16 protein-coding genes and 1 tRNA gene are annotated in these 22,231 nt (G+C 59.5%); 6 read left to right on the top strand and 11 right to left on the bottom strand.

What is annotated here, in order from left to right:
• Nucleotides 1-2 precede the first annotated feature (2 nt).
• The 6 genes from BM346_RS03460 to BM346_RS03435 all read right to left on the bottom strand — a co-directional run bounded on the left by BM346_RS03460 (nucleotide 3) and on the right by BM346_RS03435 (nucleotide 6,371).
• Nucleotides 3-881: an ABC transporter permease gene (locus tag BM346_RS03460; protein WP_092008889.1), complete on the bottom strand. Its 879-nt coding sequence runs from the start codon at nucleotides 879-881 to the stop codon at nucleotides 3-5.
• Nucleotides 878-1,813: an ABC transporter permease gene (locus BM346_RS03455; protein WP_206675737.1), complete on the bottom strand. Its 936-nt coding sequence runs from the start codon at nucleotides 1,811-1,813 to the stop codon at nucleotides 878-880. The genes BM346_RS03460 and BM346_RS03455 overlap by 4 nt, the downstream gene beginning before the upstream one ends.
• 114 nt (nucleotides 1,814-1,927) lie before the next feature.
• Nucleotides 1,928-3,511, bottom strand: a complete 1,584-nt coding sequence (locus BM346_RS03450) for an ABC transporter substrate-binding protein (protein ID WP_092008888.1) — start codon at nucleotides 3,509-3,511, stop codon at nucleotides 1,928-1,930.
• A 66-nt stretch (nucleotides 3,512-3,577) separates the two neighbouring features.
• Nucleotides 3,578-4,582, bottom strand: coding sequence for an ABC transporter ATP-binding protein (locus BM346_RS03445; RefSeq protein ID WP_092008887.1), 1,005 nt, complete (start codon nucleotides 4,580-4,582; stop codon nucleotides 3,578-3,580).
• On the bottom strand, nucleotides 4,579-5,649 hold the full coding sequence (locus BM346_RS03440) for an ABC transporter ATP-binding protein (protein WP_092008886.1): 1,071 nt from the start codon (nucleotides 5,647-5,649) through the stop codon (nucleotides 4,579-4,581). Before BM346_RS03440 ends, BM346_RS03445 begins: the two co-directional genes overlap by 4 nt.
• Before the next feature lie 71 nt (nucleotides 5,650-5,720).
• Complete coding sequence (locus BM346_RS03435) at nucleotides 5,721-6,371, bottom strand: TetR/AcrR family transcriptional regulator (protein WP_092008885.1); 651 nt, start codon at nucleotides 6,369-6,371, stop codon at nucleotides 5,721-5,723.
• Nucleotides 6,372-6,594: 223 nt separating this feature from the next.
• Between BM346_RS03435 and BM346_RS03430 the strand changes: the two genes are divergently transcribed.
• The 4 genes from BM346_RS03430 to BM346_RS03415 all read left to right on the top strand — a co-directional run bounded on the left by BM346_RS03430 (nucleotide 6,595) and on the right by BM346_RS03415 (nucleotide 15,580).
• Nucleotides 6,595-9,894: a carboxyl transferase domain-containing protein gene (locus BM346_RS03430; protein WP_092008884.1), complete on the top strand. Its 3,300-nt coding sequence runs from the start codon at nucleotides 6,595-6,597 to the stop codon at nucleotides 9,892-9,894.
• Nucleotides 9,895-9,941: 47 nt separating this feature from the next.
• A complete protein-coding gene (locus BM346_RS03425; RefSeq protein WP_092008883.1) occupies nucleotides 9,942-11,648 on the top strand; it encodes an AMP-binding protein in 1,707 nt (568 codons plus the stop codon).
• A gap of 76 nt (nucleotides 11,649-11,724) precedes the next feature.
• Nucleotides 11,725-15,003: a carboxyl transferase domain-containing protein gene (locus BM346_RS03420; protein WP_092008882.1), complete on the top strand. Its 3,279-nt coding sequence runs from the start codon at nucleotides 11,725-11,727 to the stop codon at nucleotides 15,001-15,003.
• Nucleotides 15,004-15,115: 112 nt separating this feature from the next.
• Nucleotides 15,116-15,580 (top strand): acyl-CoA thioesterase, encoded by a 465-nt coding sequence (locus tag BM346_RS03415; RefSeq protein ID WP_092008881.1) that lies wholly within the window; start codon nucleotides 15,116-15,118, stop codon nucleotides 15,578-15,580.
• Nucleotides 15,581-15,604: 24 nt separating this feature from the next.
• Here the strand turns inward: BM346_RS03415 and BM346_RS03410 are convergent, their stop codons facing one another.
• Nucleotides 15,605-16,690 (bottom strand): phosphotransferase family protein, encoded by a 1,086-nt coding sequence (locus BM346_RS03410; RefSeq protein ID WP_092008880.1) that lies wholly within the window; start codon nucleotides 16,688-16,690, stop codon nucleotides 15,605-15,607.
• A gap of 280 nt (nucleotides 16,691-16,970) precedes the next feature.
• Between BM346_RS03410 and BM346_RS03405 the strand changes: the two genes are divergently transcribed.
• Both BM346_RS03405 and BM346_RS03400 read left to right on the top strand, forming a co-directional pair.
• Nucleotides 16,971-17,609 (top strand): metallophosphatase domain-containing protein, encoded by a 639-nt coding sequence (locus tag BM346_RS03405; RefSeq protein ID WP_092008879.1) that lies wholly within the window; start codon nucleotides 16,971-16,973, stop codon nucleotides 17,607-17,609.
• Nucleotides 17,610-17,705: 96 nt separating this feature from the next.
• On the top strand, nucleotides 17,706-19,388 hold the full coding sequence (locus tag BM346_RS03400; protein WP_092008878.1) for a class I SAM-dependent methyltransferase: 1,683 nt from the start codon (nucleotides 17,706-17,708) through the stop codon (nucleotides 19,386-19,388).
• Nucleotides 19,389-19,618: 230 nt separating this feature from the next.
• Here the strand turns inward: BM346_RS03400 and BM346_RS03395 are convergent.
• The 4 genes from BM346_RS03395 to BM346_RS03380 all read right to left on the bottom strand — a co-directional run bounded on the left by BM346_RS03395 (nucleotide 19,619) and on the right by BM346_RS03380 (nucleotide 22,230).
• A tRNA-Val gene (locus BM346_RS03395) sits at nucleotides 19,619-19,695 on the bottom strand.
• 76 nt (nucleotides 19,696-19,771) lie between these two features.
• On the bottom strand, nucleotides 19,772-20,764 hold the full coding sequence (locus BM346_RS03390) for a DMT family transporter (protein ID WP_092008877.1): 993 nt from the start codon (nucleotides 20,762-20,764) through the stop codon (nucleotides 19,772-19,774).
• A gap of 91 nt (nucleotides 20,765-20,855) precedes the next feature.
• On the bottom strand, nucleotides 20,856-21,479 hold the full coding sequence (locus BM346_RS03385) for a YceI family protein (protein WP_092008876.1): 624 nt from the start codon (nucleotides 21,477-21,479) through the stop codon (nucleotides 20,856-20,858).
• Nucleotides 21,480-21,492: 13 nt separating this feature from the next.
• Entirely contained in the window at nucleotides 21,493-22,230 is a 738-nt protein-coding gene (locus BM346_RS03380; protein WP_092008875.1) for a CDP-alcohol phosphatidyltransferase family protein, read from the bottom strand.
• Nucleotide 22,231: the final 1 nt, after the last annotated feature.

Here is a 22,231-nt window from a genome sequence, read left to right as displayed (position 1 = left end):
CACTACAGACCTTTCATGGTCGGGTCCAGTGCTACCCGCAAGGATTCACCCAGAGTATTGAAGGTCAGTGCCGTGACCATGATCATCAGGCCCGGGGCGTACATCTGCTCGGGGGAAATCTCCATGTACATGTATGCCCGGGCAAGCATCTGCCCCCAACTGGGCTCCGGTGGCTGAACGCCGAGCCCCAGAAAGCTGAGGCTGGCTTCAGCCAGCAACGCAACGGCGAGTAGCAGGGTGCACTGAACGATAACGGGCTGAATGGCATTCGGGGTTACGTGCCTGACCAGTAGCCGGGTTGTCGATGCACCGAAGCAGCGGGCGGCATCTACATAGAGCTCTTCCCTGACGACCAGTGTTCTGGCCCGGATCAATCGGGCGATATGGGGGGAGAACACGATACCCACCGATACCATGGCGTTGGTGAGGCCAATCCCCATGGCACCGGTTACGGCCACCGCCAGCACGATAGCCGGAAACGAAAGTAGCGTATCAATGACCCGGCTGATGCATACATCGACCCAGCCTCCCAGGAACCCGGCGAGCAGTCCCACGGGAACCCCGATCAGCAGAGCGATACCCACTGCCAGAAAGGCGGCGTATACCGACTTCGAGGCACCGTGAATCAACCGGCTCAGCACATCCCGGCCAAGGTCATCTGTGCCAAGCCAGTGTGCGGCACTCGGCTCCATCAGCATCTTGCTGTAGTCCTGTTCGGTTGGCGAGTATGGCGCAACCCAGGGCGCAAAGACGGCAATTCCGATAATCACCAACAGCACCAGCAGACTCGCTGATCCACGCTTATCGCGCCGGCACCACTGGCCAAACTTGCTGAACAGCGAATCCTCTTTGACCGCCATATCAAGTGCGTGAGTAGTCATACCTGTTTAATCCTCGGATCCAGTACGGTGTAGAGCAGGTCAGTCACCAGATTCACCACAATCACCGTCACCACCATGGCCAGCACGGCACCCTGAACCACCGGAAAGTCACCTTCCAGAACGGCTTTCACAATCGTGTTGCCCATGCCGGGAATGGCGAAGACGGTTTCAACCACGACCGTAGCTGCCAGTGCCTTGTTAAAAAGCAGGCTGATAACAGTAAGCAGGTTCACGCTGACGTTTTTCAGGCCGTGCTTCCAGAGAATGGCGGTAGGCGAGAGTCCCTTGGCGTGCAGGGTACGGACGTGCTGCGAGCTGTGAATTTCCACCAGCGAGCTTCTGAGCTGTCTTGCGACCTCGGCAATACCGTTGGTACACAGTGCAATCGCCGGCAGGGTTGCGAACCAGATTGCGGAGGTGAAGCTTTCACCGGGGCGTACGAAGCCGGTGGCGGGAAACCAGTTCCACCCCAGGGCAAAAATTGAGACCAGAACCATACCCAGCCAGAAGTTGGGTACGGCCACACCAAGAGAAGAAAAGCCCATAATGGCGCCATCAAGCTTGGAGTTCGGTTTGCTGGACGCGAGAATGCCCAGAGGCAAACCAATGACCACCGAGAGAACCACCGCGTAGATAACAATAAACAGTGTGTTCGGGAAGACCCTGGTTATGGTTTCAAGCACTGGCTCGCCGCTGAGCAATGACTTTCCAAAGTCACCCTGAACGGCATTCAATAGCCAGTTGCCATACTGGATAAGAAAGGGCTGATTCAAACCATATTGTTCACGGATTTCCTCGATCCGCTCCTCGCTGGCGTTTTCTCCTGCAATGGTGGTGGCAATATCACCGGGCACAAGTTGCAGCAGTGAAAATACGAGGAAGGTGGCAAGAATCATGATCGGAATCGCCTGCACCAGGCGATTCAACAACATGAGCTGTTTACTCCGAGACATTATTATCGGCCCGATGTGAAGAATGACAGGCATCGGTTGAACAGGAGGTCGCAATGCACAAGGTCGACACTCCTGCCCATCCGATCAACGACTTCAGCTTTCCAGATAGACGTGTTTGAACTTGGGCTTACCAAGAAGATTGGTTTGCAAGTTTTCTACCTTCGGCACCGCCGCCATGATGTCCTCCCTAAAGGCGAGGGGGACCACCAGTGCGTTTTCCATCACGATTCTCTGGACTGTTGAAAAGGCCTTTTTCCGCTCTTCCAGATCCGCAGTGCTGCGAGAAGCCCGGATCGCTTCCATAAGGCCTTCGGGAGGCTCAACCTTGCCAGCGTTAAAGTAGGAGTCGCCGGCATACAGCAGTGCATAAGTCAGGGATGGGTCGGGCCGGCCAGTCCAGGCGGACACAAGGAAATCCCCTTCGCCGCGGGCGAAATAGGCTGCGGACATGTCTGGAACGGTTCCTGTCTTGAAGGTGCCACGAATTCCGACGTCCGCCAGCATGCCTTGGAGGATTTCCTGTCGCTGAACCGAGCCCTGGTCGTTATAACCACGCATGTCCAGTTCGATGCCATCCGGATAGCCCGCTTCGGCCAGCAACTTACGCGCTTTGTCCGGATCATAGCTGTAAAGCTCGGCAACATCGGCGTCATAGGCCCAGTGAGAAGAGGGCAGGTTCATGTAGGCAGGTTCGCCGGCGCCATGCATGGACGCCCGAACCAGGGCTTCACGATTGATGGCGTAGTTCAGCGCCTGGCGGACTTTCACATTGCTCAGCGGACCACTCGCGTGGTTCAGATAAATCTGGAAGCAATAAACTGTTGCACCGTAGACGCCTTCAACGGATCCGCCCCGTTCGATCAGCGGCTTTTGCCGGCCCTCCAGTTGATAAGCAACGTCATTCTGCCCCGACATCACAGAGCGTAAGCGCGTCGAGCTGTCGGTAATAATACGGAAGTTGATACCGTCCAGCAGTGGGCGTTCTTTATTCCAGTAATCAGGGTTACGTTCAAGAATGATCCGGTCGCCGTCGTTCCATTCGACAAACTTCATATGGCCGGCACCGACCGGGTTGCGGTCAGACTCCTCGCCAAACTTTTTAATGGAGCTTGGCGACACCATCATGCCGGCGCGATCGGAAAGCACCAGCGGCAACGAGGTATCCGGGCTCTTGAGATGAACCGTGACCTCATGAGGTGCGGTAACCTCCACCTTCTCAACGGAGGCCAGGTCCGAACGAATATTGGACCGCGGGTCAGTGCGGCTCCGGTCAAGGTTGAACTTGACCGCCTCAGCATCCAGTTCAGTGCCGTCATGGAACTTGACGCCCTCTCGAATGTTGAGGACCAGCGTTTTCGAGTCTGGATACTCCCAGCTTTTTGCCAGGCCGGGTTCAGCCTTCAGAGTGTCATAGTCCCATTCGACCAGGGTGGCGAATACCGGGAACAGAAAGACATGATCGGAGCCGGAGCCTCCGGTAGCCGGGTCCATGCTTGAGGGGTTGGCCGGCGCACCGACGCGAAGAATCCCACCATTGTCCATGACTTTGGCCATGAGTGCCGAGGGGCCTGCCATTGTGGCCACAGCCGCAACGCCGGTCAGCATTCCAAGAAATTCGCGGCGCCGGAGGGTGAAGCCTTCTGCTTCTGCAACAACAGGATTGTCTTTCTTTTTCATGGGGGTAGCTCCCTTTTTTTGTGGTTGTTTTGTGTTTCAGGTGCTTGCTGGTGACTGTCTGCACGATCATCCAATTCGTCCGTCGGGCGTCGCGTAATGACAGGCAACTCTGTGATTCCTGACGATTTCCCGCCACTGTGGAACTTCCGTTTTGCATTTTTCAGTGGCAAAGGGACATCGGGTCCGGAACCGGCAACCGGATGGCGGCGCGACCGGGCTGGGAATCTCGCCTTCCAGGCGGATTCGGCGGTCCTCCCGCATGTCACTGGGGACCGGCCGGGGTTCGGCCGAGAGCAGGGCCTGGGTATAGGGGTGCAGTGGATTCTCAATCACCGCATCCGTTGGCCCCAGTTCCATCATGTTGCCCAGGTACATGACCCCGACTCGCTGGCTGACATGGGCAACCACCGAGATGTCGTGGGTGATAAAGGCGTAGGTCAGCCCAAGCTCTTCCTGCAGATCGGCAAACAGGTTGAGAATCGATCCCCGCACGGAGACGTCCAGCGCGGCAACAACTTCATCGCACACGATGAACTGGGGATGTACCGTCAGGGCCCGGGCAATATTGATCCGCTGTTTTTGCCCGCCGGAAAGCTCGTGGGGGTGGCGAAGCGCGATTTCGGTGGCCAGCCCGGCCCGCTCCAGTGCAGCCAGAGCAGTCTTCCGGCGCGACTCCCGGGTGCCTTCTCCCTGGATCTCCATCGGCTCAACGAGACTCTGAAGAATGGTCATCCTCGGGTTCAGAGCGGCGTGGGGATCCTGAAAAATGATCTGGTAGTTTTTTCGCAGGCGTTTGTACTCGGAAGCCGAGAGGGCCGAAATGTCGGTGTCGCCGTAACGCAACGTCCCTCCCGTCGGCTTCAACAGGCCGACCAGCGCCCGCCCAACGGTGGATTTTCCGGAGCCGGATTCACCGATGATGCCGAGTGTTTCGCCGGCGCGGATCTGAAAGCTCACACCATCTACCGCCTTGACCGTCTGCCCGCCTTTGAGCGGAAAGTGAATCTTCAGGTTCTCGACAGTAACAATATTGCGGTCGTCCTCTACACTGGACTGGCTTGCCGTGCTCATGTAACAGCCCCCTCGAGCTCCAGATCAGCTGCCTTGTGGCATCTGGCGTGACGACCTTCCGAGATCTCGACCATCTGCTGATAGCGATCACAGCCTGCCCCGGCATGGGCGCAGCGCTCCTGGTAGCGGCAACCTTCTGGCATTGCGTGGGGTGACGGAACGCGCCCGGGAATGAACGGCAAACGCCCACCCCGGTCACTCAGACGGGGCAGCGAACGCAGCAGGCCAGAAGTGTAGGGGTGACCGGGGCGCCGAAGCACATCGTCGACTGGTGAGCTTTCGACCACTTCGCCGGCATACATGGTGATCATGCGGCTACAGGTCTCGGCGACCACGCCAAGATCGTGGGTGATGAACAGCAGTGCGGTCCCGGTGTTCTCGCTCAGTTCTTTGAGCAGGTCGATGATCTGGGCCTGGACCGTCACATCCAGGGCGGTCGTGGGTTCGTCGGCAATAATGAGTTTGGGCTTGCAGATCAGTGCCATGGCGATCATGACCCGCTGGCGCATGCCACCGGAAAATTGGTGAGGGTATTCGTCAATTCGCTGCTCTGGAGAGGGAATGCCCACATCCCTGAGGGCCTGAACAGACCGGTCACGAGCCTCGGCAAAGGGCATCGGGTAGTGGGTCCGAAGCGTTTCAATGAGCTGTTGGCCAACCGTGAACACGGGGTCCAGGGCTGTCATGGGCTCCTGGAAGATCATGCTGATGTCACGCCCGCGGATCTTCCGTATCTCCTTGGGTTTCATGCTCATCAGGTCACAGCCATCGAAGCGGATTTCGCCATTGATGATTGCTGTTCGCTCTGGCAGTAACCTCAGAAGCGAAAGGCCGGTTACGGATTTGCCGCAACCGCTTTCGCCTACAACCCCCACTCGCTCACCCGGGGCGACCTGGAATGACACGTCACGCGTGACGTGAGTGATACCGTCGCGACCACGAAAGGAAATGCTCAGGCCACGGACGTCCAGTATCGGCGCCGCATGCGATGGATCTGGTGAGGCAGCAGGGTTACCGCCGCCCAAGGCCGCAGCCCCTATACTTTGCTCGCTTTTCGCAACTAACATGTTTCCTCCACGTACCCGGTATGATTATCCAGGCTGTTTGTTCTTGTTTCGCAGAGTTGTGTCTGCCGGTCTTAGCCGGCCCGGGCACCATAAGCTGCCCTGATGATCCGCTTTGCGGCTTCGTAATGATTCTTCAGCCGCTTGATGCCGGAGAACTGGGTAATCGGCGAACCGAAATACCACAGTGGCGTGATCATCAGGACCACGTCTTTCACTGGCGTGTCCGCTCGAAACTCACCTGCTCCGATGGCCAGCCGAACCGCATGTGTCACGCACTCCTCAAAGTACCGTGACATTTCGCCAATACCCTCCACCACTTCGGTGTCCACTGCGCTGAAGTCAAAGCGGGCTCGGGAAGAAAGGCTCCAGGGGGTGAGTTCGTCCCCAGGCTGGTTGAACTCTTCGAAGCGTGTTCTGGCATCTTCAAAGAGCAGGTCAATACGTTCGTCGAGAGACAGGCCCGGCTTGAGCCAGATCGCCTCCAGAGAGGCACGTACTTCCTGAAAAGTCTCCGCAAAGACCTCCTTTACCAGCTCTGACTTGTTGCCGAAGTGGTAGTGAAGGTTGGCCCGGGTCGAGCCGACTTCCTTGGCAATGTCCCCATAGCTGACAGCATCAATGCCCCGCGTAATGAAAAGACGCCGGGCCACCTCAAGCACTCGAGCCCGGGTGTCCCCCGATTTCCGGCGAGTCGGGTTTGATGGGAGTGAAGCCAAAGCCATGAGCTCTCCTGAAGCTGCAATCGTGTTGTTCTTATCATTGCCAATTGCTGACTTACTTGCAAGTCAGTTTTTTTTGATTAAAACTGACTGGCAGGTAAGTAAGTCCAAGAATGGTAGTTCAGCTCCGCATGGTCAAGCCCTGACAGCAAAAATCTGGCATTCGTCAGTAAGCGAAGCCCAAAAGTCTGCCAATATATTGATAAAAAACGAAAAAGAGGCGCCCGTGAATTTCAATAAGTTACTGATTGCCAATCGTGGGGAAATCGCCATCCGTATTGCCCGGGCTGCCGGGGAGATGGGGCTGGCATCAGTTGCTGTCTATTCGGAGGACGACAGTGCATCACTTCACGTGAGTCACGCCGACCAGGCCGTACTGTTGCCGGGTAAGGGGGCCCGTGCCTATCTCGATATCGACGCCATCATGGCAGCGGCCAGGGACTCGGCGGCGGATGCCCTCCACCCCGGCTATGGCTTCCTCAGTGAGAATTCCGAGCTGGCCCGCCGTTGTAGAGACCAGCGCATTACATTTATCGGGCCGGACCCGGATACCCTGGACAGGCTTGGCGACAAGGCCGCGGCCCGCCAGCTTGCCGAGCGCTGTGATGTTCCGGTTGTGCCCGGCACCAGGGACCACACCACAGCGGAGCAGGTCAAAGAGTTCATGGCGGGTCTCAGCGGCGATGCCGCTGTTGTTATAAAGGCTATATCCGGCGGTGGTGGCCGGGGCATGCGCATTGTCCAGCCGGGTGAGGATGTGGATGCGGCCTATCGGGCATGCGCCCGGGAAGCAAAAGCGGCTTTCGGAGACGACCGCCTTTATGTGGAACGTCTGGTGCAGCGGGCCCGACATATCGAAGTCCAGATCCTCGGGGATGGCCAGGGCGGAGCCACCCACCTTTGGGAGCGGGAGTGCAGTCTTCAGCGGCGGAACCAGAAACTGATCGAAATCGCTCCCAGCCCGACTCTTGCGGACAACACCCGTAATCGCCTGCTGGATGCGGCGCTGCGTATGGCCAGAGAGGTCAATTATGCCGGCCTGGGCACCTTCGAATTCCTGGTGGATGCAAACGGCGGCGACTATTTCTTTATTGAAGCCAACCCCAGACTTCAGGTTGAACACACCGTCACCGAGGAGATTACCGGGGTCGACCTGGTTCAGTCCCAGATCGCGGTTCTTGGTGGTCTCAGCCTGGCCGACCTGAACCTCACCCAGGGCCAGATTCCCAAAGCCGGCGGCTATGCTATACAGTGCCGGATTAACATGGAAACCATGGACGCGGCCGGCAATGCCCAGCCCAGCGGTGGCACCCTGGAGTCCTTCGAGCCACCAACCGGACCCGGGGTGCGAGTGGATACCTTCGGCTACCGCGGTTACACAACGAGCCCCAACTTCGATTCTCTGCTAGCGAAGGTGATTGTTCACAGCCGCTCCGGCGACTTCGCCCAGGCTGCTCGCAAGGCCTACCGTGCTTTATGCCAGTTCCGTATCGAGGGCATCAGAACCAACATATCTTTCCTGCAGGCCCTGCTGTCCCGGGAAGACGTTGCCGCCAACCTGATCTATACCCGTTACGTGGATGACCAGATGGCGAGCCTGGTGGCGGAAAGTGAAACGGAGCACCCCCGGTTGTTTCCCACCCCGCAAGGGCCGGTGGGCAGTAATGTAAAGGCCGAAACTGTTGCTGCTCCGGATGGCACTGAGCCTGCCCTGGCTCCCATGCAGGGTCAGCTGGTAACGACATTGGTGGGCGAGGGCGAAACCGTCACCAAAGGCCAGACTCTGGCCATTGTCGAAGCCATGAAAATGGAACACGAGATCAAGGCATCCAGTGCCGGTATTGTCCGCGGCCTGCCGCTTGCCCAAGGGGACTATGTCAGCGAGGGCCAGGCCATTGCCTTTATCGAACCGGGCGACAGTGGCCTGGACGAAGACATCGCGGAGCGACAGATCGACCTGGATCATATCCGCCCGGACCTGGCGGAATTCCTTGAGCGCCAGCGTCTGACCCTGGACGAGGCGCGACCGGATGCGGTGACCAAACGCCACAGGCTGGGTATGCTCACGGCGCGGGAGAATGTGGATAACATCTGCGACCCGGGCAGTTTCATGGAGTACGGCGGGCTCACTTTCGCTGCCCAGCGCCGGCGCAGGGAGGTGGATGACCTGATCCGGTCGACGCCGGCTGACGGGCTGGTTGCCGGTGTGGGCGCCGTCAACGGCGAAATCTTTGATGAAGACCAGGCTCGGTGTGCCGTGCTGGCCTACGACTACACCGTACTGGCCGGTACCCAGGGCACCATGAACCACAAGAAGACGGACCGGGTACTGCAGGTGGCCGAGGATCAGCAACTGCCGGTCATCTTCTTTACCGAGGGCGGTGGCGGTCGCCCCGGCGACACCGATAATGCCACCAAGGTTGCCGGCCTGGACCAGCCCAGCTTCCTGCAGTATGCCCGACTGACCGCCCTGGCTCCGCGCATTGGTATCGTTTCCGGGCGCTGCTTCGCAGGCAACGCGGTTTTTGCCGGCTCAAGCGATCTGCTCATCGCCACCAGAAATGCCAGCCTGGGCATGGCCGGCCCCGCCATGATCGAAGGTGGGGGCCTGGGCGTCTTCGCTCCCGAAGAGGTCGGCCCGATGTCGGTCCAGGTACCCAATGGTGTTGTCGACTGCCTGGTGGAAAATGAGCGAGAGGCCGCGCAGGTTGCCCGTCAGTTGATGTCCTATTTCCAGGGAAAGATTCCGGAGTGGAGCTGTTCCGACCAGCGTCTGCTGCGATCCAGTATTCCCGAGAATCGCCTGCGCTCCTATGACATCCGGGCCCTGATAGGTACCCTGGCCGATACCGACAGCTATCTGGAGCTTCGCCCGGAATTTACCCCAGGGATGGTCACGGCCTTTGCACGCATTGAGGGTCGCCCCATCGGCCTGATCGCCAACGACCCACGACACCTTGGCGGGGCCATCTGTGCCAACGGTGCGGATAAGGCCTCTCGCTTCATGCAGTTGTGCGATGCCTACGACGTGCCCCTGGTCAGTCTGTGCGACACCCCCGGCTTCATGGTTGGCCCGGAAGCCGAGAAAACCGGGCTGGTACGCCATACCACACGAATGTTCGTGACTGCCGCAAGCCTGCAGATTCCCGTGCTGTCGGTCGTGCTTCGCAAGGGCTATGGCCTCGGCGCCATGGGCATGACCGCAGGCTCCTTCCACGCACCTTTCTTCAACATCTCCTGGCCCACCGGTGAATTCGGCGGCATGGGGCTGGAAGGTGCGGTTCGCCTGGGGTACCGCAACGAAATTGCCAGCGCCGGAGATGAAGCGGCCCAGAGGGCGATGTTCGAGAAGCTGGTGGCCGAGCAGTACGAAAAGGGTAAAGCCCTGAGCATGGCGGTATCGCTGGAGATTGATGCAGTGATCGACCCGGCTGAAACCCGCAGCTGGATTCTCCGGGGGCTGAAATCAGTGAAGAAACCGGGCCCCCGTATTGGTCGTCGCCGACCGATGATCGATACCTGGTAAACGTGCAGATAAGTCACGGGCGAATAAGAACAAAAAGGACCAGTAACATGAAACAGCCAGAAGAGATCTTTGCACAAATGGTCAGCGAGGGCGACGTCGCCCTCTATCAACTGAAACGTCATGCCCGTGAAAACGGTGATAAGGTCTTTATTCACTATGGTGAGACCGGCGAGCGCCTGACATTCCGGGACGTGCATGAACGCAGCCTCGACATTGGCCGGATGCTCAAGTCACTGGGTGTGACCCGTGGCGACCCCGTCAGTGTGCTGACCAGCAACTCCCTGCTCGCCGCCGTTGCCATGTTCGGCTGCTGGCAGGTGGGTGCAGTCTACGCGCCCATCAACTTCAACCTCAGGGGCAAACTGCTCAGCTACCAGATCAACGATACCGGGGCCCCGCTGCTGATCACGGATCCCACCTTCCGGGAGACGCTGGAGGAAATCGGCCCCGATATCAGACCGGCCGATGTCGTCGTTGGCCCGGCCAGCATCAAGGGGGCGGGGGAAGGGGAGATACAGCTGCCGAACTCCCGGGTTCATGCCCTTGATTCGGTGCCAGGGACAGACGTCAAACTGGATGACCCGGAACTGGGTCCGTTCGATCCGGCGACCATCATTTACACCTCGGGCACCACTGGCCCGGCGAAGGGCGTTCTGCTGCCTTTCCGGTGGATTAATCAGTATGCCTTTGCCGGCCGCAGCCAATGGACCTCCGAGGATACCATCTATTGCGATCTGCCCATGTACCACGTGGGCGGGGCCTATGCGCTGCTGGTGAAGGCGGTCTGGAAAGGCAATACCGTGGGTCTGTGGAACCGGTTCAGCCCCTCGGCATTCTGGTCACGCATCCGGGAGTGTGGCGCCAGTGCCGGTATTCTGCTTGATGTCATGATTCCGTGGCTGATGTCCGCCCCTGCCTCGCCCGAGGACCGCAATAACACCCTCAACAAGGTTCACATGCAGCCCCTGCCATCGAACCATCACGAGGTGGCAAAGCGCTTTGGCTTTAACTTCGTCACCTGTGGTTTTGGCCAGACCGAATCCGGCGCGGGTTTCATGGCCATCATTGATGAGTTTGGCGACGATACCGGCACCCCACCAGAGTTGTACAAGGGGCTTCCCAGGGAACAGCTCCGGGCCTCGGCCGAGGCCTCCGGACGCCTCGTGGTCAGTGGAGATCAACCGCTGCCCCCCGGCTTTATGGGACGCCCATCACCACTCGTGGACGTCGCGATTCTGGATGAGGAGGACAACCGGCTTCCCCCCGGCAATGTCGGCCAGCTGGCCTTCCGGCCCAGGTTCCCGGGCTTGCTGCTCCAGCAATACTTGAACAAGCCGGAGGCCACTCTCAAGGCCTTTCGCAATCTCTGGTTCCACACCGGTGATGCTGTTCTGGAGGAACCCGATGGCACGTTCCGGTTCATCGACAGGATGGGCGGATACTTCCGGGTACGCGGTGAGAACGTCTCCTCCTTTGAAGTGGAGTCTTTGCTGACTGACCATCCCGATGTCCGTTCCGTGGCGGCGGTTCCGGTGCCGGCGAAGGAGGGGCATGAGGACGATATCGCCGTGTTTGTGGAGCTCAGGGAGGCAGGAAGCTGTACGGAAAACGACATCGAGGCCTTTGCCGCCAGGCAGATGCCGAAGTACATGCGCCCACGTTATATCCGCATTGTCGACGCACTGCCGGTGACGCCCACTAACAAAATCGAGAAGTACAAGCTCCGCCAGATGCTGGCGGAAGAGTCTGACTGACGCCGGACTCTCGACGATCCGGAGTGACGCCGGCTACTGACAACCATAAGAAACAACACAGACGAAGGTGAAATCGATGGAGAGGATTCTGGTCGCCAATCGCGGCGAAATTGCCATCCGGATCATTAGGGCCGCCCGTCAGTTGGGCAAGGAAACCGTCGCCGTGTATGCCAGGGACGATGCCGCCTCCCTCCACGTGACCTACGCCGATCAGACTTGTGAGCTGCCCCGGGAGGGCGCGGCTGGCTATCTGGATGCCGAGGCCCTGGTTGATGTGGCACGTCGCACGGGTTGTACGGCAGTACATCCGGGGTATGGTTTTCTCAGTGAGAACGCCGATTTCGCCAGGCTGTGCGCGACTGAGGGCCTTCGCTTTATCGGCCCCGCCCCGGAAATCCTGGATCTGTTCGGCAGCAAGGTCAAAGCCCTGCAACTGGCCCGTGACGCGGGTGTGCCGGTGATGCCCGGCACCTCGGAGGCCACCAGCCTGGAGGCTGCCCGGGCATTTGCCAGGGAGCACGGTGCCGTCATGCTCAAGGCCATGGCTGGTGGTGGAGGTCGTGGCATGAGGGTGGTACGTGACGCTGGCGAGCTTGAGGATGCGTTTGAGCGGTGCCGGTCCGAAGCCCTGCAGGCCTTTGGCAACGGTGAGCTGTATGTCGAGAAACTGCTCCTCAATGCCCGGCATATCGAAGTGCAGATCGTGGGCGACGGCTCCGGCCGGGTCACCCACCTGTGGGAGCGGGACTGCACGGTTCAGCGGCGCCACCAGAAGCTCATTGAGATCGCCCCCAGCCCGGTGCTGGATGGGACCCTCCGGAAACGAATCCTGGACGCCGCGCTGAAGCTGGCTTCCCACGTGAACTACGACAACATCGGCACTTTTGAATTCCTGGTGTCGGACGACGGCTTCTGGTTCATGGAGGCCAATCCCCGGCTGCAGGTGGAGCACACCGTGACCGAGGAGATCACCGGCATCGATCTGGTCCAGACACAGATCCATATTGCCTCCGGCCAGTCGCTGGCGGATCTTGGCCTGCAGGTACCCCCCGAACCGACGGGATTTGCCATCCAGGCCCGGGTCAATCTGGAGGAACTCTCTGAAGATGGCACGTCCGTGCCCAGGGCCGGGCTGATCAGGGCCTTTTCACCGCCGTCCGGCCCCGGTATCCGGGTGGATACCTACGGTTACCCCGGCTACCAGAGCAGCCACCGTTACGACTCGCTGATTGCCAAGGTGATCGCCCGTGGCCGTGATTTCCCCGGGGCTGCCAGGTCGCTGTCCTCGGCCCTGCGGGAATTCCATATCGCGGATATACCAACCAACACGCCGTTGCTGAGGGCCATTCTCGACCACCCGGTATTCCTGGGTGGTGACTACAGCACATCCTTCATCGGTGACCACGTAAAGGCCCTGCGAGAAAACATGGTGGGGCAGAGTACCCTCGCGCCGCCGGGCTCCCCCGATACCGGTGAGCCGGACCAGGCTACCGGCCCGGACACCATCGGATTGCCAGCGGATTACGACCCTGCCGATGCGGTCCATGCGCCAATGGAAGGCATGATCGTGTCACTGGACGTGGCGGTTGGTGATCAGGTGCGCCGGGGTGAGGCCCTGATGGTGATCGAGGCCATGAAAATGGAACAGCCGGTTCGCGCCTCCCGCGACGGGGTGGTCCGGTCGATTGCCGTAAAACCCGGCGACGTGATCAGGGAACGCAGTATCCTGGCCATCATCGAGGCTAACGGTACGCAAACAACCAGTGAAGATACCTCAACCCATTCGCTCTTTACCGAAGAGGACGAGGGTTGGGGTGCGGAAGTGGACGAAATCAATCGTCGACTGGACCTGGCCCAGGAAATGGGCGGCCCCGACAAGGTTGGGAAGCAGAAAGCCAAGGGCAAACTGACCGCCCGTGAGCGGATACAGGCCCTGGTGGACAAGGGCACCTTCACGGAATTGGGCGCCCTGACCGGGTTTGGCGAGTACGACGAAAACGGCGAGCTGATCACCGTCAAACCCGCCAATTTCATCGGCGGCACTGCCCGGCTTGATGGCCGCAGGGTCACCGTGGGGGTGGACGACTTCACACTGCGGGCCAGCTCGGGCGATGCCGCCATTCACGCCAAGCAGATTTTCCTGGAGAACTACGCCCGTCAGATGCGCCTGCCCGTGGTGCGACTGCTGGATGGCGCATCCGGGGGCGGCAGTGTGAAAATGGCCCTGGAACACGGCTTCCATTATGTGCCCCTGAACCCCGGCTGGGATGCGGTGGTGGAAAATCTTTCCCTGGCTCCGGTCGTCGCCGCTGCAGTTGGCCCGACGGTGGGGCTGGGGGCGGCGAGGCTTGCCATGTCGCACCTGGCCGTGATGGTCCGGGGCATTGGCCAGGCATTCACCGCCGGGCCCCCTGTGGTCAAGGGGAGTACCGGTGAGGACCTCACCCTCGAAGAGCTCGGGGGTACCGACATTCACACGGACAGCGGCGTTGTCGATCGCATGGTGGATTCTGAGCAGGAAGCCTTCGACGTGATTCGTGCCTTCCTGTCCTATCTGCCACGGAACGTGGACGAACTCCCGCCGATACATCGTTGTGACGACCCCGCGGATCGTCGCGAGGAATCCCTGCTGAAAGCCATTCCCCGCAACTCCCGCAAGCCCTATGATATCGGCGCGATCCTGGAGTCGGTCTTTGACCGGGGGTCGGTATTCCTTTACGCGGAATACGGTGGCTCGACCGTCACTGCACTGGCCCGTCTCAATGGCCATCCCGTCGGCGTGCTGGCCACCAACCCGCTCAAGGGTGTCACCATGTCCGTCGAAGGGGCCCAGGCCGCCACCCGGCTGGTGGACCTGTGCGAGACGTTCCACCTGCCCCTTGTCAGTCTCACGGACCAGGGCGGTGTCTCCATTGGTTCCGCCGCTGAGCGACGGGGAACGATTCGCCACGGCGTGCGGGCCATTTCCGCGATATACCAGGCCAGGGTCCCCCAGGCGGAGCTGATTCTGCGCAGGATCTTTGGCGTGGGCGGCGCGGGCATCGTCAACCGGCACCGGGCCTCACCGAGCTGGTCATGGCCGTCGGGCACCTGGGGCTCACTGCCGTCCCGTGGGGGCATTGAAGCCGCGTTCAGCGCTCAGCTGAACCAGGCTGAAGACCGGGAGCAGGAAATGCAGAGGCTGGAGCGAATGATGGAAAACATCGCCTCTCCCTTCCGCACCGCCGAGAAGTTCGGGGTCCAGAACATGATTGATCCGCGGGAGAGCCGGCGTCTGCTCTGTGAGTGGGTCGAGGATGCCTACAGCACCTTGCCACAGTTACTTGGCAGGCCCGCTTTCGGTGCGCGTCCGTAACAGATCTCTGGCCGATCCCCCATCAGCCCGGGGCAGAGCCCGGGCCCGCCAGAGCGGCAGCTGACCGATATCCGGCTGCTCATACTGATAATAAACATAACCTGGAGTACCCATGGAACAGCCATTCCGATATTACATGCAGGTCCGCTATGGCGAGTGCGACGCCCAGAAGGTCGTCTTCAATGCCCGCTATGGCGATTACATCGACCTGGCCGCCACCGAGTTTCTGCACCATATCTGTGATCAGGGGCAGCTGCCTGGCGGTGGCTTTGACTACCAGGTGGTCAAACTGACCATTGAGTGGAAGGCCCCGGCCCGCTATCGCGATCAGCTGGAGATCACGGTCCGGGCCAGCCACCTTGGCAACACCTCGTTTACGCTGGCCATGAACATTCACAATGCCGTCACCGGCCAGTTTCTTGCCAGTGGCGAGATGATCGGCGTGACGGTTCATCCGGAAACCATGGAAAAAATGCCCATTCCCGGAATCATGCGCCACGCGCTGGAGCGGGGTGGGCAGGGTGATTTCATCGATCATGCCGGTATCCATACCGTTCGGGACACCGCTGAGGCGTAACGCCGCCTTCAGGAAATCCGGGCCTCAGGCGCCGGCCAGGCTCCGGGCAATGTTGGCACCGGCCTTCGCCAGTTGCCGCGCCCGGTTGCCGGCGACGGCCGGGTCCATGCTCGCGGTGCTGACGTTCCCACGGGCTGCCCGGGCGGCAACGCCCTGAGCGATCGCTGCGCCCCTGAAAAAGGCAAAGGCCAGGAAAACCGGCCAGTCCGGAATGCCTTTGCGACCGGTCTGCTCGCAATACCAGGCAAGGGCTTCCTGTTCCGTCGGCAGTCCTGGCTGAGGCCGGTCGGCGGTTCCACCCAGTTCGCCGGGCAAGTGGTAGTGCAGGCACAGGTAGGCGAGATCGGCCAGGGGGTGGCCAATGGTCGACAGCTCCCAGTCGAGGACCGAGATCACCACCGGCTTCTCCGGATGAACGATGGCGTTTCCGATCCGGTAGTCGCCGTGCACAATCGCGCTCTCATCGGGCACCTGGCTGTGGTCCATTAGCCAGTCCCGCAGCCAGTCCATTTCCGAATAGTCGAAATCCGCCGGCAGGCTGCTCTTGGCGGCCTCGTACTGGGAGGACCAGCGTGAGGTCTGCCGGCCCAGGTAGCCTTCCGGACGACCGAAGGATTCCAGTCCGGCCTGTCGCCAGTCCACCCTGTGCAACGACCCCAGGGTACTGATCAGTGACCGTGACAGCGGCGTCCGCTCCTCCGCAGTCACGGAGCCCATGTCGTCCGCCGGAATAATCCGGCCCTCCACATGTTTCATCACGTAGAATTCCGCACCGATAACGCCGGGGTCGTCACAATAGGCCACCATCTCGGGAACCGGCACGTCCGTGTTCTGAAGCGCCCCCATCACCCGGAATTCGCGATCGATGGCGTGTGCCTTGGGTAACAGGTCTCCCGGCGGCTTCTTCCGGAGCACATAGCGGGTTCCGTCGGAGGTGGTGAGCAGGTAGGTCGGGTTCGACATCCCGCCCTGGAACTGACGCACTGTCAGACCGTTGCCAGCATCAGGGACTTCCCGTTGCAACCACCGGGCAAGTGCCCCGGAGTCGATCCGATGTGCCGGAAGCGGATCAATGATGACGGCTGCAGAGTTATTGTTGTTCTGATTCATTGTGGCTCCTGAGTCACACCCTGTTGTTATGGTCAGTCTTTTCTGGCCCAGCTACAGATATGAACCTAAGTTATTTCCCGGGCCGGGTCCACCATTGCTGGCGAAACCTGGATGGCTTCTTTTTGCTCCTCGGCATTTGCTGCGAGGTTCAGCATTGGTGAGAAGGCCTTATTGGTGTAAAAATCCCTCTTACGGGAATCATCCGCAGCCTGCATTATTGCCATCAGTGCGAACCGGCACCGGCTCTGTCACAGGACAGGACTGACAACAAGGGAGCCCAATGAAACTCGTCTGCATTTCCGACACTCACAGTATGCATCGGCAGATCCCCGCCATACCGAAGGGAGACATTCTGATTCACGCCGGTGACTGCCTCGGAGCGGGCACCCTGAACGACGTGGCCGACTTGAACGACTGGCTTGGTGAGCTGCCTCATCGCCACAAGATCGTCATTGCCGGCAATCATGACTGGGTGTTCCAGGAAGCTCCGGAACACGCCAGGGAATTGTTGACCAATGCCATCTACCTACAGGACAGCGGCGTCGAGATCGACGGTATCCGCTTCTGGGGATCTCCATGGTCCCCAAGATTCATGGACTGGGCGTTCATGCAGGAACGGGGTGAGGCCATCAATCAGTACTGGCAGCGCATCCCCGACAATACCGACGTACTGATCACCCACTCCCCGCCAAGCGGTATCGGGGACGAGGTAGACACAGGGCTGCAGTTTGAAAATGTCGGGTGTGAGGATCTGCTGGCGAGAATTCACCGGCTCGACCTGAAAGCCCACATTTTTGGACATATCCACGAAGGTTATGGCGAGTACTTAAAGTGGCGAATCCGGTTTATCAATGCCAGTACATGCAATGTGCGGTATCTGCCAGCAAATCCTCCGATTGTGGTAGATGTAGCGCAATGAGAAGATGTTGATGCATATTCCGCATTCCGGAACAGAGAAAGTCAGAGTCGGTGCTGAATCGTAATCTTGCGGTAATGGGACGGAGCGGTAGTTTTTATGTCCATCAAACCTTATAACCGCAACGCGGAAAAGTTCTTCAATCAATATCAGTCACTGACCTTCGAGCAGGTACATGGTGACTGGCTACCATTACTGCCAGAAAAATCCGGCTTGGCCCTTGATGTCGGGGCAGGCAGTGGTCGGGACGCGCTGGGACTGGCTGATCGTGGATGGGATGTGGTGGCAGTGGAACCTGCCAGCGAATTACGCCGACTTGGAGAGGCAGCAACTTCTCACAGAAGCATCCAGTGGGTGGATGACAGCCTGCCGGATCTGGCAGAGATTCGTAAGCTCAGCTATCGTTTTGACCTCATCCTGGTCTCTGCTGTTTGGATGCATATTTCTCCGTCTTCCCATGAACGGGCATTCCGTATTCTTACGGAACTATTGGCACCTTCCGGTACCCTGGTTATTACTCTCCGGCACGGTCCGGGTGATGGCGAGCGGGTGTTTCATGACGTTAGCAGGGCGGAGTTGGATAGTTTTGCCAGACATCGTGCGGTTATACCGGTAAAGCTGGCGGTAAGGGTCGCCGCGGACCAGTTGGATCGTCCGGAGGTTCAGTGGGAAACTGCAGTGTACCGTCTGCCGGATGACGGCACCGGCGCGCTACCGACTCTGCGCCATATCATCGTGAATGACGACAAATCTTCCTCATACAAGCTTGGTCTGCTTCGCACCCTGGTTCGCCTTGCGGACAGTGCGCCAGGGCTGGTGCTGAACCGTTCAGATGACTGGGTAGAGCTGCCTCTTGGTGCTGTAGGTCTGTATTGGATAATGCTGTATCACCCATTGGTTCTTCGCCACCGTTTGCGTCAGGCGCCAGGCGGAAAAGGCTATGGTTTTGCCGGTGAGGATTTCTACCAGTTGGAGAGGCTGTCACCTCTGGATTTCAGGCCGGGGTTATCCCTGTCTGCCGAGCATGCGCCAATGGTTTTAAGGGCTATCAGGCTGGCTGCATCCAATATCCTGAAAAATCCGGCCCGATTCACAACATGGCCAGGCACCAACAGGCCCGTTTTCGACGGTAGTACAAGCCGGTTCAGAATTCGTGAAGAAGCTGTACGTCTGGATCGTGAGACTCTCGCTAGGTTTGGCGTGTTTCGGGTTCCAGTTACGTTATGGGATACCTTCAGCCGGTATGCGTGCTGGGTGGAGCCGGCCATTGTCAATGAATGGGTTAACCTGATGGGAAGCTGGGAAGTACGCTATTCCATTGAGATCTACCATCAGGCATTGCAATGGGCGGAGGGACGAAGGGATACGTCTTTGGTCCGAAAACTGGTGGAGCAACAGTTAGCCGCGGGCAGAGTAGAATGTATGTGGACGGGTCGTAGCCTATCGCGGGAGCGCTACGATATTGACCACTGCTTTCCATGGTCGCGCTGGAGCAATAATGACCTGTGGAATCTGTTTCCTGCATCCCATCTGGCCAATGCTGCCAAGTCGGAGAAGCTGCCTTCCGATTCGCTGCTGAAACAGGCCAGGCCGAGAATTATGGAATGGTGGGAGCGCGCCCTAATGGGAACGGATATGGAATCCCGGTTTTTTGCAGAGGCGGAGACAGCTTTACCGCTGCTCGGTGACAGCCGTTCCACCAATGCTGTATTCGAAGGCATGTTGCAGCAGCGCCTGCGCCTGAAGACCAATCTTCAACTGGCCGAGTGGCTTGGTGTTTAATACGGTCTCTATGTAGAGACCGTATTCGAGCTAATATAATCATTTACCCAGCCAAGAAACAGTTTCTCACCCTTTGTCTCTGCGAGCGGTTAACCCACTGATTTTTTTTGCGCCCGAATATGCTGCACGTCCTCGTTATTTGCTGGCGCCGAAAAACGTCGAGGCCTAAAAACCTGACGCCCCAAAGCAAAAAAGCCCCCGAACTTCACAGTACGGGGGCTTTCGGAATCTGGTAGGACCAGGCAGATTTGAACTGCCGACCTCTGCCATGTCAAGGCAGCGCTCTAACCAACTGAGCTATGGTCCTGTGTTCAACGGGGTGGAAATATACTGATCTCGATGGCTGTGGTCAACCGTTTTCCATGGCTTTTTCCGGGGTTTTTTCAGGCGCCGCGCGCGTGCCGGATACGGGCGATGCGGCGGGCCCGCACGGACTTGCGCAGGTAGCCGCGCAACGCCTTGGAGACCACCGTCCAGCGGTTGATCAGCAGGGACAGCAGGATCACGCCACAGCCTGCGATCTGCAGGGGAGACATGGTCTGGGCGAACCAGACCCAGGCCAGCAGGGCGACCCACACCGGCTCCAGGACCAGGATGACCACCCCATGGCTGTGGAACGAGAGGCTCTGGGCGTAGGTCTGCAGCAGGAAACGGAAGGCGGTGCCAATGGTGGCGCTGGCGATCAGCCACCAGAACATCATGCCGGTAAAGCTGGCAAAGGTGGCTTCCCAGGTCTCGAAAATCAGGGACAGGATTCCCGTCACCACCCCAGCCGTGGTCATGCTGAGGGCCGTCAGGGGAAGGGCCGGTACCTTTTCCTTCTGGACGGTCTCACCCCGACGATTTACCTCGGTGCGGGTATTGGCGGTGCGTGACGTCAGGATGTAGGAAAAGGCGAACACGAAGGCCGCCAGTACGAACAGCAGCTGCCCCGGTTCGGGGCGGAAGCCGTTTTCCAGGGAGAGCAGGGCGAGGCCACAGATAGCTACCGGGATGGCCATCCAGGTACTGACCGGCTGCGCCTCCCGGAAAAAGACCCGGGCGATGGCCGGCGTTATCACCACCGCGAGGCTGGTGATGAAGGCGGCTTCCCCCAGGTTGACCCCCAGCCAGATCCCCATGACCCAGCAGCTCATGGCGGAACCGAACACCAGGCCGACCCTCGCGCCCCTCAGCACCTGACCCGTCGACAGCCGCTTGAGCCGGTGTCGGGCGAACAACGCCAGGATGGCTCCGGCGATCAGGAAGCGCATGGCCATGAACAGAAGCGGCGGCATCAGCAACACCGCTTCCTTGGAGAACGCCCAGCTCAGGGCGGCCAGAAGGGTGACGACGACGAGCAGGAGGTCCGACTTGTGGCTATCTGAAAGCGTCATGGTAATGGGGGCGTCCGAAAATCAGGGCGCGAAGTTTAGCATGCTCATCACGCCCTTGATAATCGTACAAACCGCGAACAGGAGGCTCCTCTCAGAAAAAGCCACCGTTCTGTTGAATGGCCTCGAACTCGAAGCGAAGGTACACCTCGTCGCCTACCAGCAGCGGATCAAGGGCATAGGTCATGCCCCAGTCACTGCGCTTGATGGTGGTGCTGGCGGAAATGCCGAGTGTGTATTCCTCATGGCCGATGGGGTATTCGGCGGCCTTGTTCAGGGTGACATCGAGGGTGACCGGCCGGGTCTTGCCCAGCAGGGTCAGGTCACCGGTGAGGTTGCCGGTGTTGTCGCCGGTGGCCTCGAAATCCGTCACCTCGAAGGTGATTTCCGGGTACTTGCTGGCATGGAGAAAATCGTCCTTGCGCAGATGTTCATCCCGCTTCTCGTGATTGCTGAACACGCTTTCGCTCTGTACCACCACCTTTCCGGAGGGTACGTCACGGGCTTCGGCGTCATAGTCGAACTCGCCCCTGGCCTCCAGGAACATCCCGATCACCGAGGCATAGCCCAGGTGGTTTACCTCGAACGTCAGTGAGAAGTGCTCGTCGTCGATCTTGTAGGACTCGACCTCGGCCAGTGCCGCCGGGCTTGCCAGGGCGACAACCGCGGCCAGAAGACCGGTCATCAGGGTGTAGGGCGTCTTCCGTTGCTTGTTCATCACAGCCTCCTGTTCAGTGAGTAAGGGGGGTGCCCGCTTCGCGATGGAGATAGCAGACATCCGTGGCAAAGGACCAGACCAGCAGGCCCAGTGCCAGTAAAAGCGTAGCAGTTGCGAACCAGTGAGGAGTCGGTGGCAGGATCGCCACCATCAGCGTAACCGGTTGCCAGACACAGACGGTCTTGCGCCTGAAGCTCTCCGGCAGGGGCCCGTTGAGCCACGGCAGGATCAGTCCGGCCCCCACAAAGCCGTACCGCATCAGCCCGATCAGCAGCACCCAGGGCCCGGCTTTTTCAAGCACCGTTACCGCGATGCAGAGAATCAGGATGAAGAAGGCATCCAGTTCCATGTCGAAGCGGCCACCGAAGTCACTGGCGGTGCCGGTCCTGCGGGCCACGTAGCCATCCGCGCCGTCCATCAGCAGGGCCACCAGGCACAGGAGGGCATAGGGCCAGGCCATACGATCGAGAAACTCCGGGAAAAACGTCAGGCTCGCCAGGAACAGAACCAGGACAGCCCGCAACAGGGTCACACGGTCGGCAGGGCCGAACCGGCTGCGGGACAGGTGCAAGCCGAGAGAAATGAGGGCGGACAGGCCGAGGAAGAGCAGCAAAGCGGTGATTGTCGACAGGGGAGGAAGGCCGATCACGGCGTTCGTGGCCGCCAGCAGCAGCGCGAGCAAACCCGCGCCGAGGGTCAGGTCAAGCCAGGGCACCCGGTAAAATCCGCCTTCCGGTTGTGAGGAATCCATA

Origin of the sequence: Marinobacter daqiaonensis (genome assembly GCF_900115285.1) — a bacterium.
GTDB classification, from domain to species: Bacteria; Pseudomonadota; Gammaproteobacteria; order Pseudomonadales; family Oleiphilaceae; genus Marinobacter; species Marinobacter daqiaonensis.
The sequence above is the reverse complement of the archived record's forward strand: the minus strand, read 5'-3'. Positions and strand labels throughout refer to the sequence as shown.

Coding starts and splice junctions, on each gene's coding strand:
- BM346_RS03460 (WP_092008889.1), bottom strand. CDS start 881: ATGACTACTCACGCACTTGATATGGCGGTCAAAGAGGATTCGCTGTTC.
- BM346_RS03455 (WP_206675737.1), bottom strand. CDS start 1,813: ATGTTGTTGAATCGCCTGGTGCAGGCGATTCCGATCATGATTCTTGCC.
- BM346_RS03450 (WP_092008888.1), bottom strand. CDS start 3,511: ATGAAAAAGAAAGACAATCCTGTTGTTGCAGAAGCAGAAGGCTTCACC.
- BM346_RS03445 (WP_092008887.1), bottom strand. CDS start 4,582: ATGAGCACGGCAAGCCAGTCCAGTGTAGAGGACGACCGCAATATTGTT.
- BM346_RS03440 (WP_092008886.1), bottom strand. CDS start 5,649: ATGTTAGTTGCGAAAAGCGAGCAAAGTATAGGGGCTGCGGCCTTGGGC.
- BM346_RS03435 (WP_092008885.1), bottom strand. CDS start 6,371: ATGGCTTTGGCTTCACTCCCATCAAACCCGACTCGCCGGAAATCGGGG.
- BM346_RS03425 (WP_092008883.1), top strand. CDS start 9,942: ATGAAACAGCCAGAAGAGATCTTTGCACAAATGGTCAGCGAGGGCGAC.
- BM346_RS03420 (WP_092008882.1), top strand. CDS start 11,725: ATGGAGAGGATTCTGGTCGCCAATCGCGGCGAAATTGCCATCCGGATC.
- BM346_RS03415 (WP_092008881.1), top strand. CDS start 15,116: ATGGAACAGCCATTCCGATATTACATGCAGGTCCGCTATGGCGAGTGC.
- BM346_RS03410 (WP_092008880.1), bottom strand. CDS start 16,690: ATGAATCAGAACAACAATAACTCTGCAGCCGTCATCATTGATCCGCTT.
- BM346_RS03405 (WP_092008879.1), top strand. CDS start 16,971: ATGAAACTCGTCTGCATTTCCGACACTCACAGTATGCATCGGCAGATC.
- BM346_RS03400 (WP_092008878.1), top strand. CDS start 17,706: ATGTCCATCAAACCTTATAACCGCAACGCGGAAAAGTTCTTCAATCAA.
- BM346_RS03390 (WP_092008877.1), bottom strand. CDS start 20,764: ATGACGCTTTCAGATAGCCACAAGTCGGACCTCCTGCTCGTCGTCGTC.
- BM346_RS03385 (WP_092008876.1), bottom strand. CDS start 21,479: ATGAACAAGCAACGGAAGACGCCCTACACCCTGATGACCGGTCTTCTG.
- BM346_RS03380 (WP_092008875.1), bottom strand. CDS start 22,230: ATGGATTCCTCACAACCGGAAGGCGGATTTTACCGGGTGCCCTGGCTT.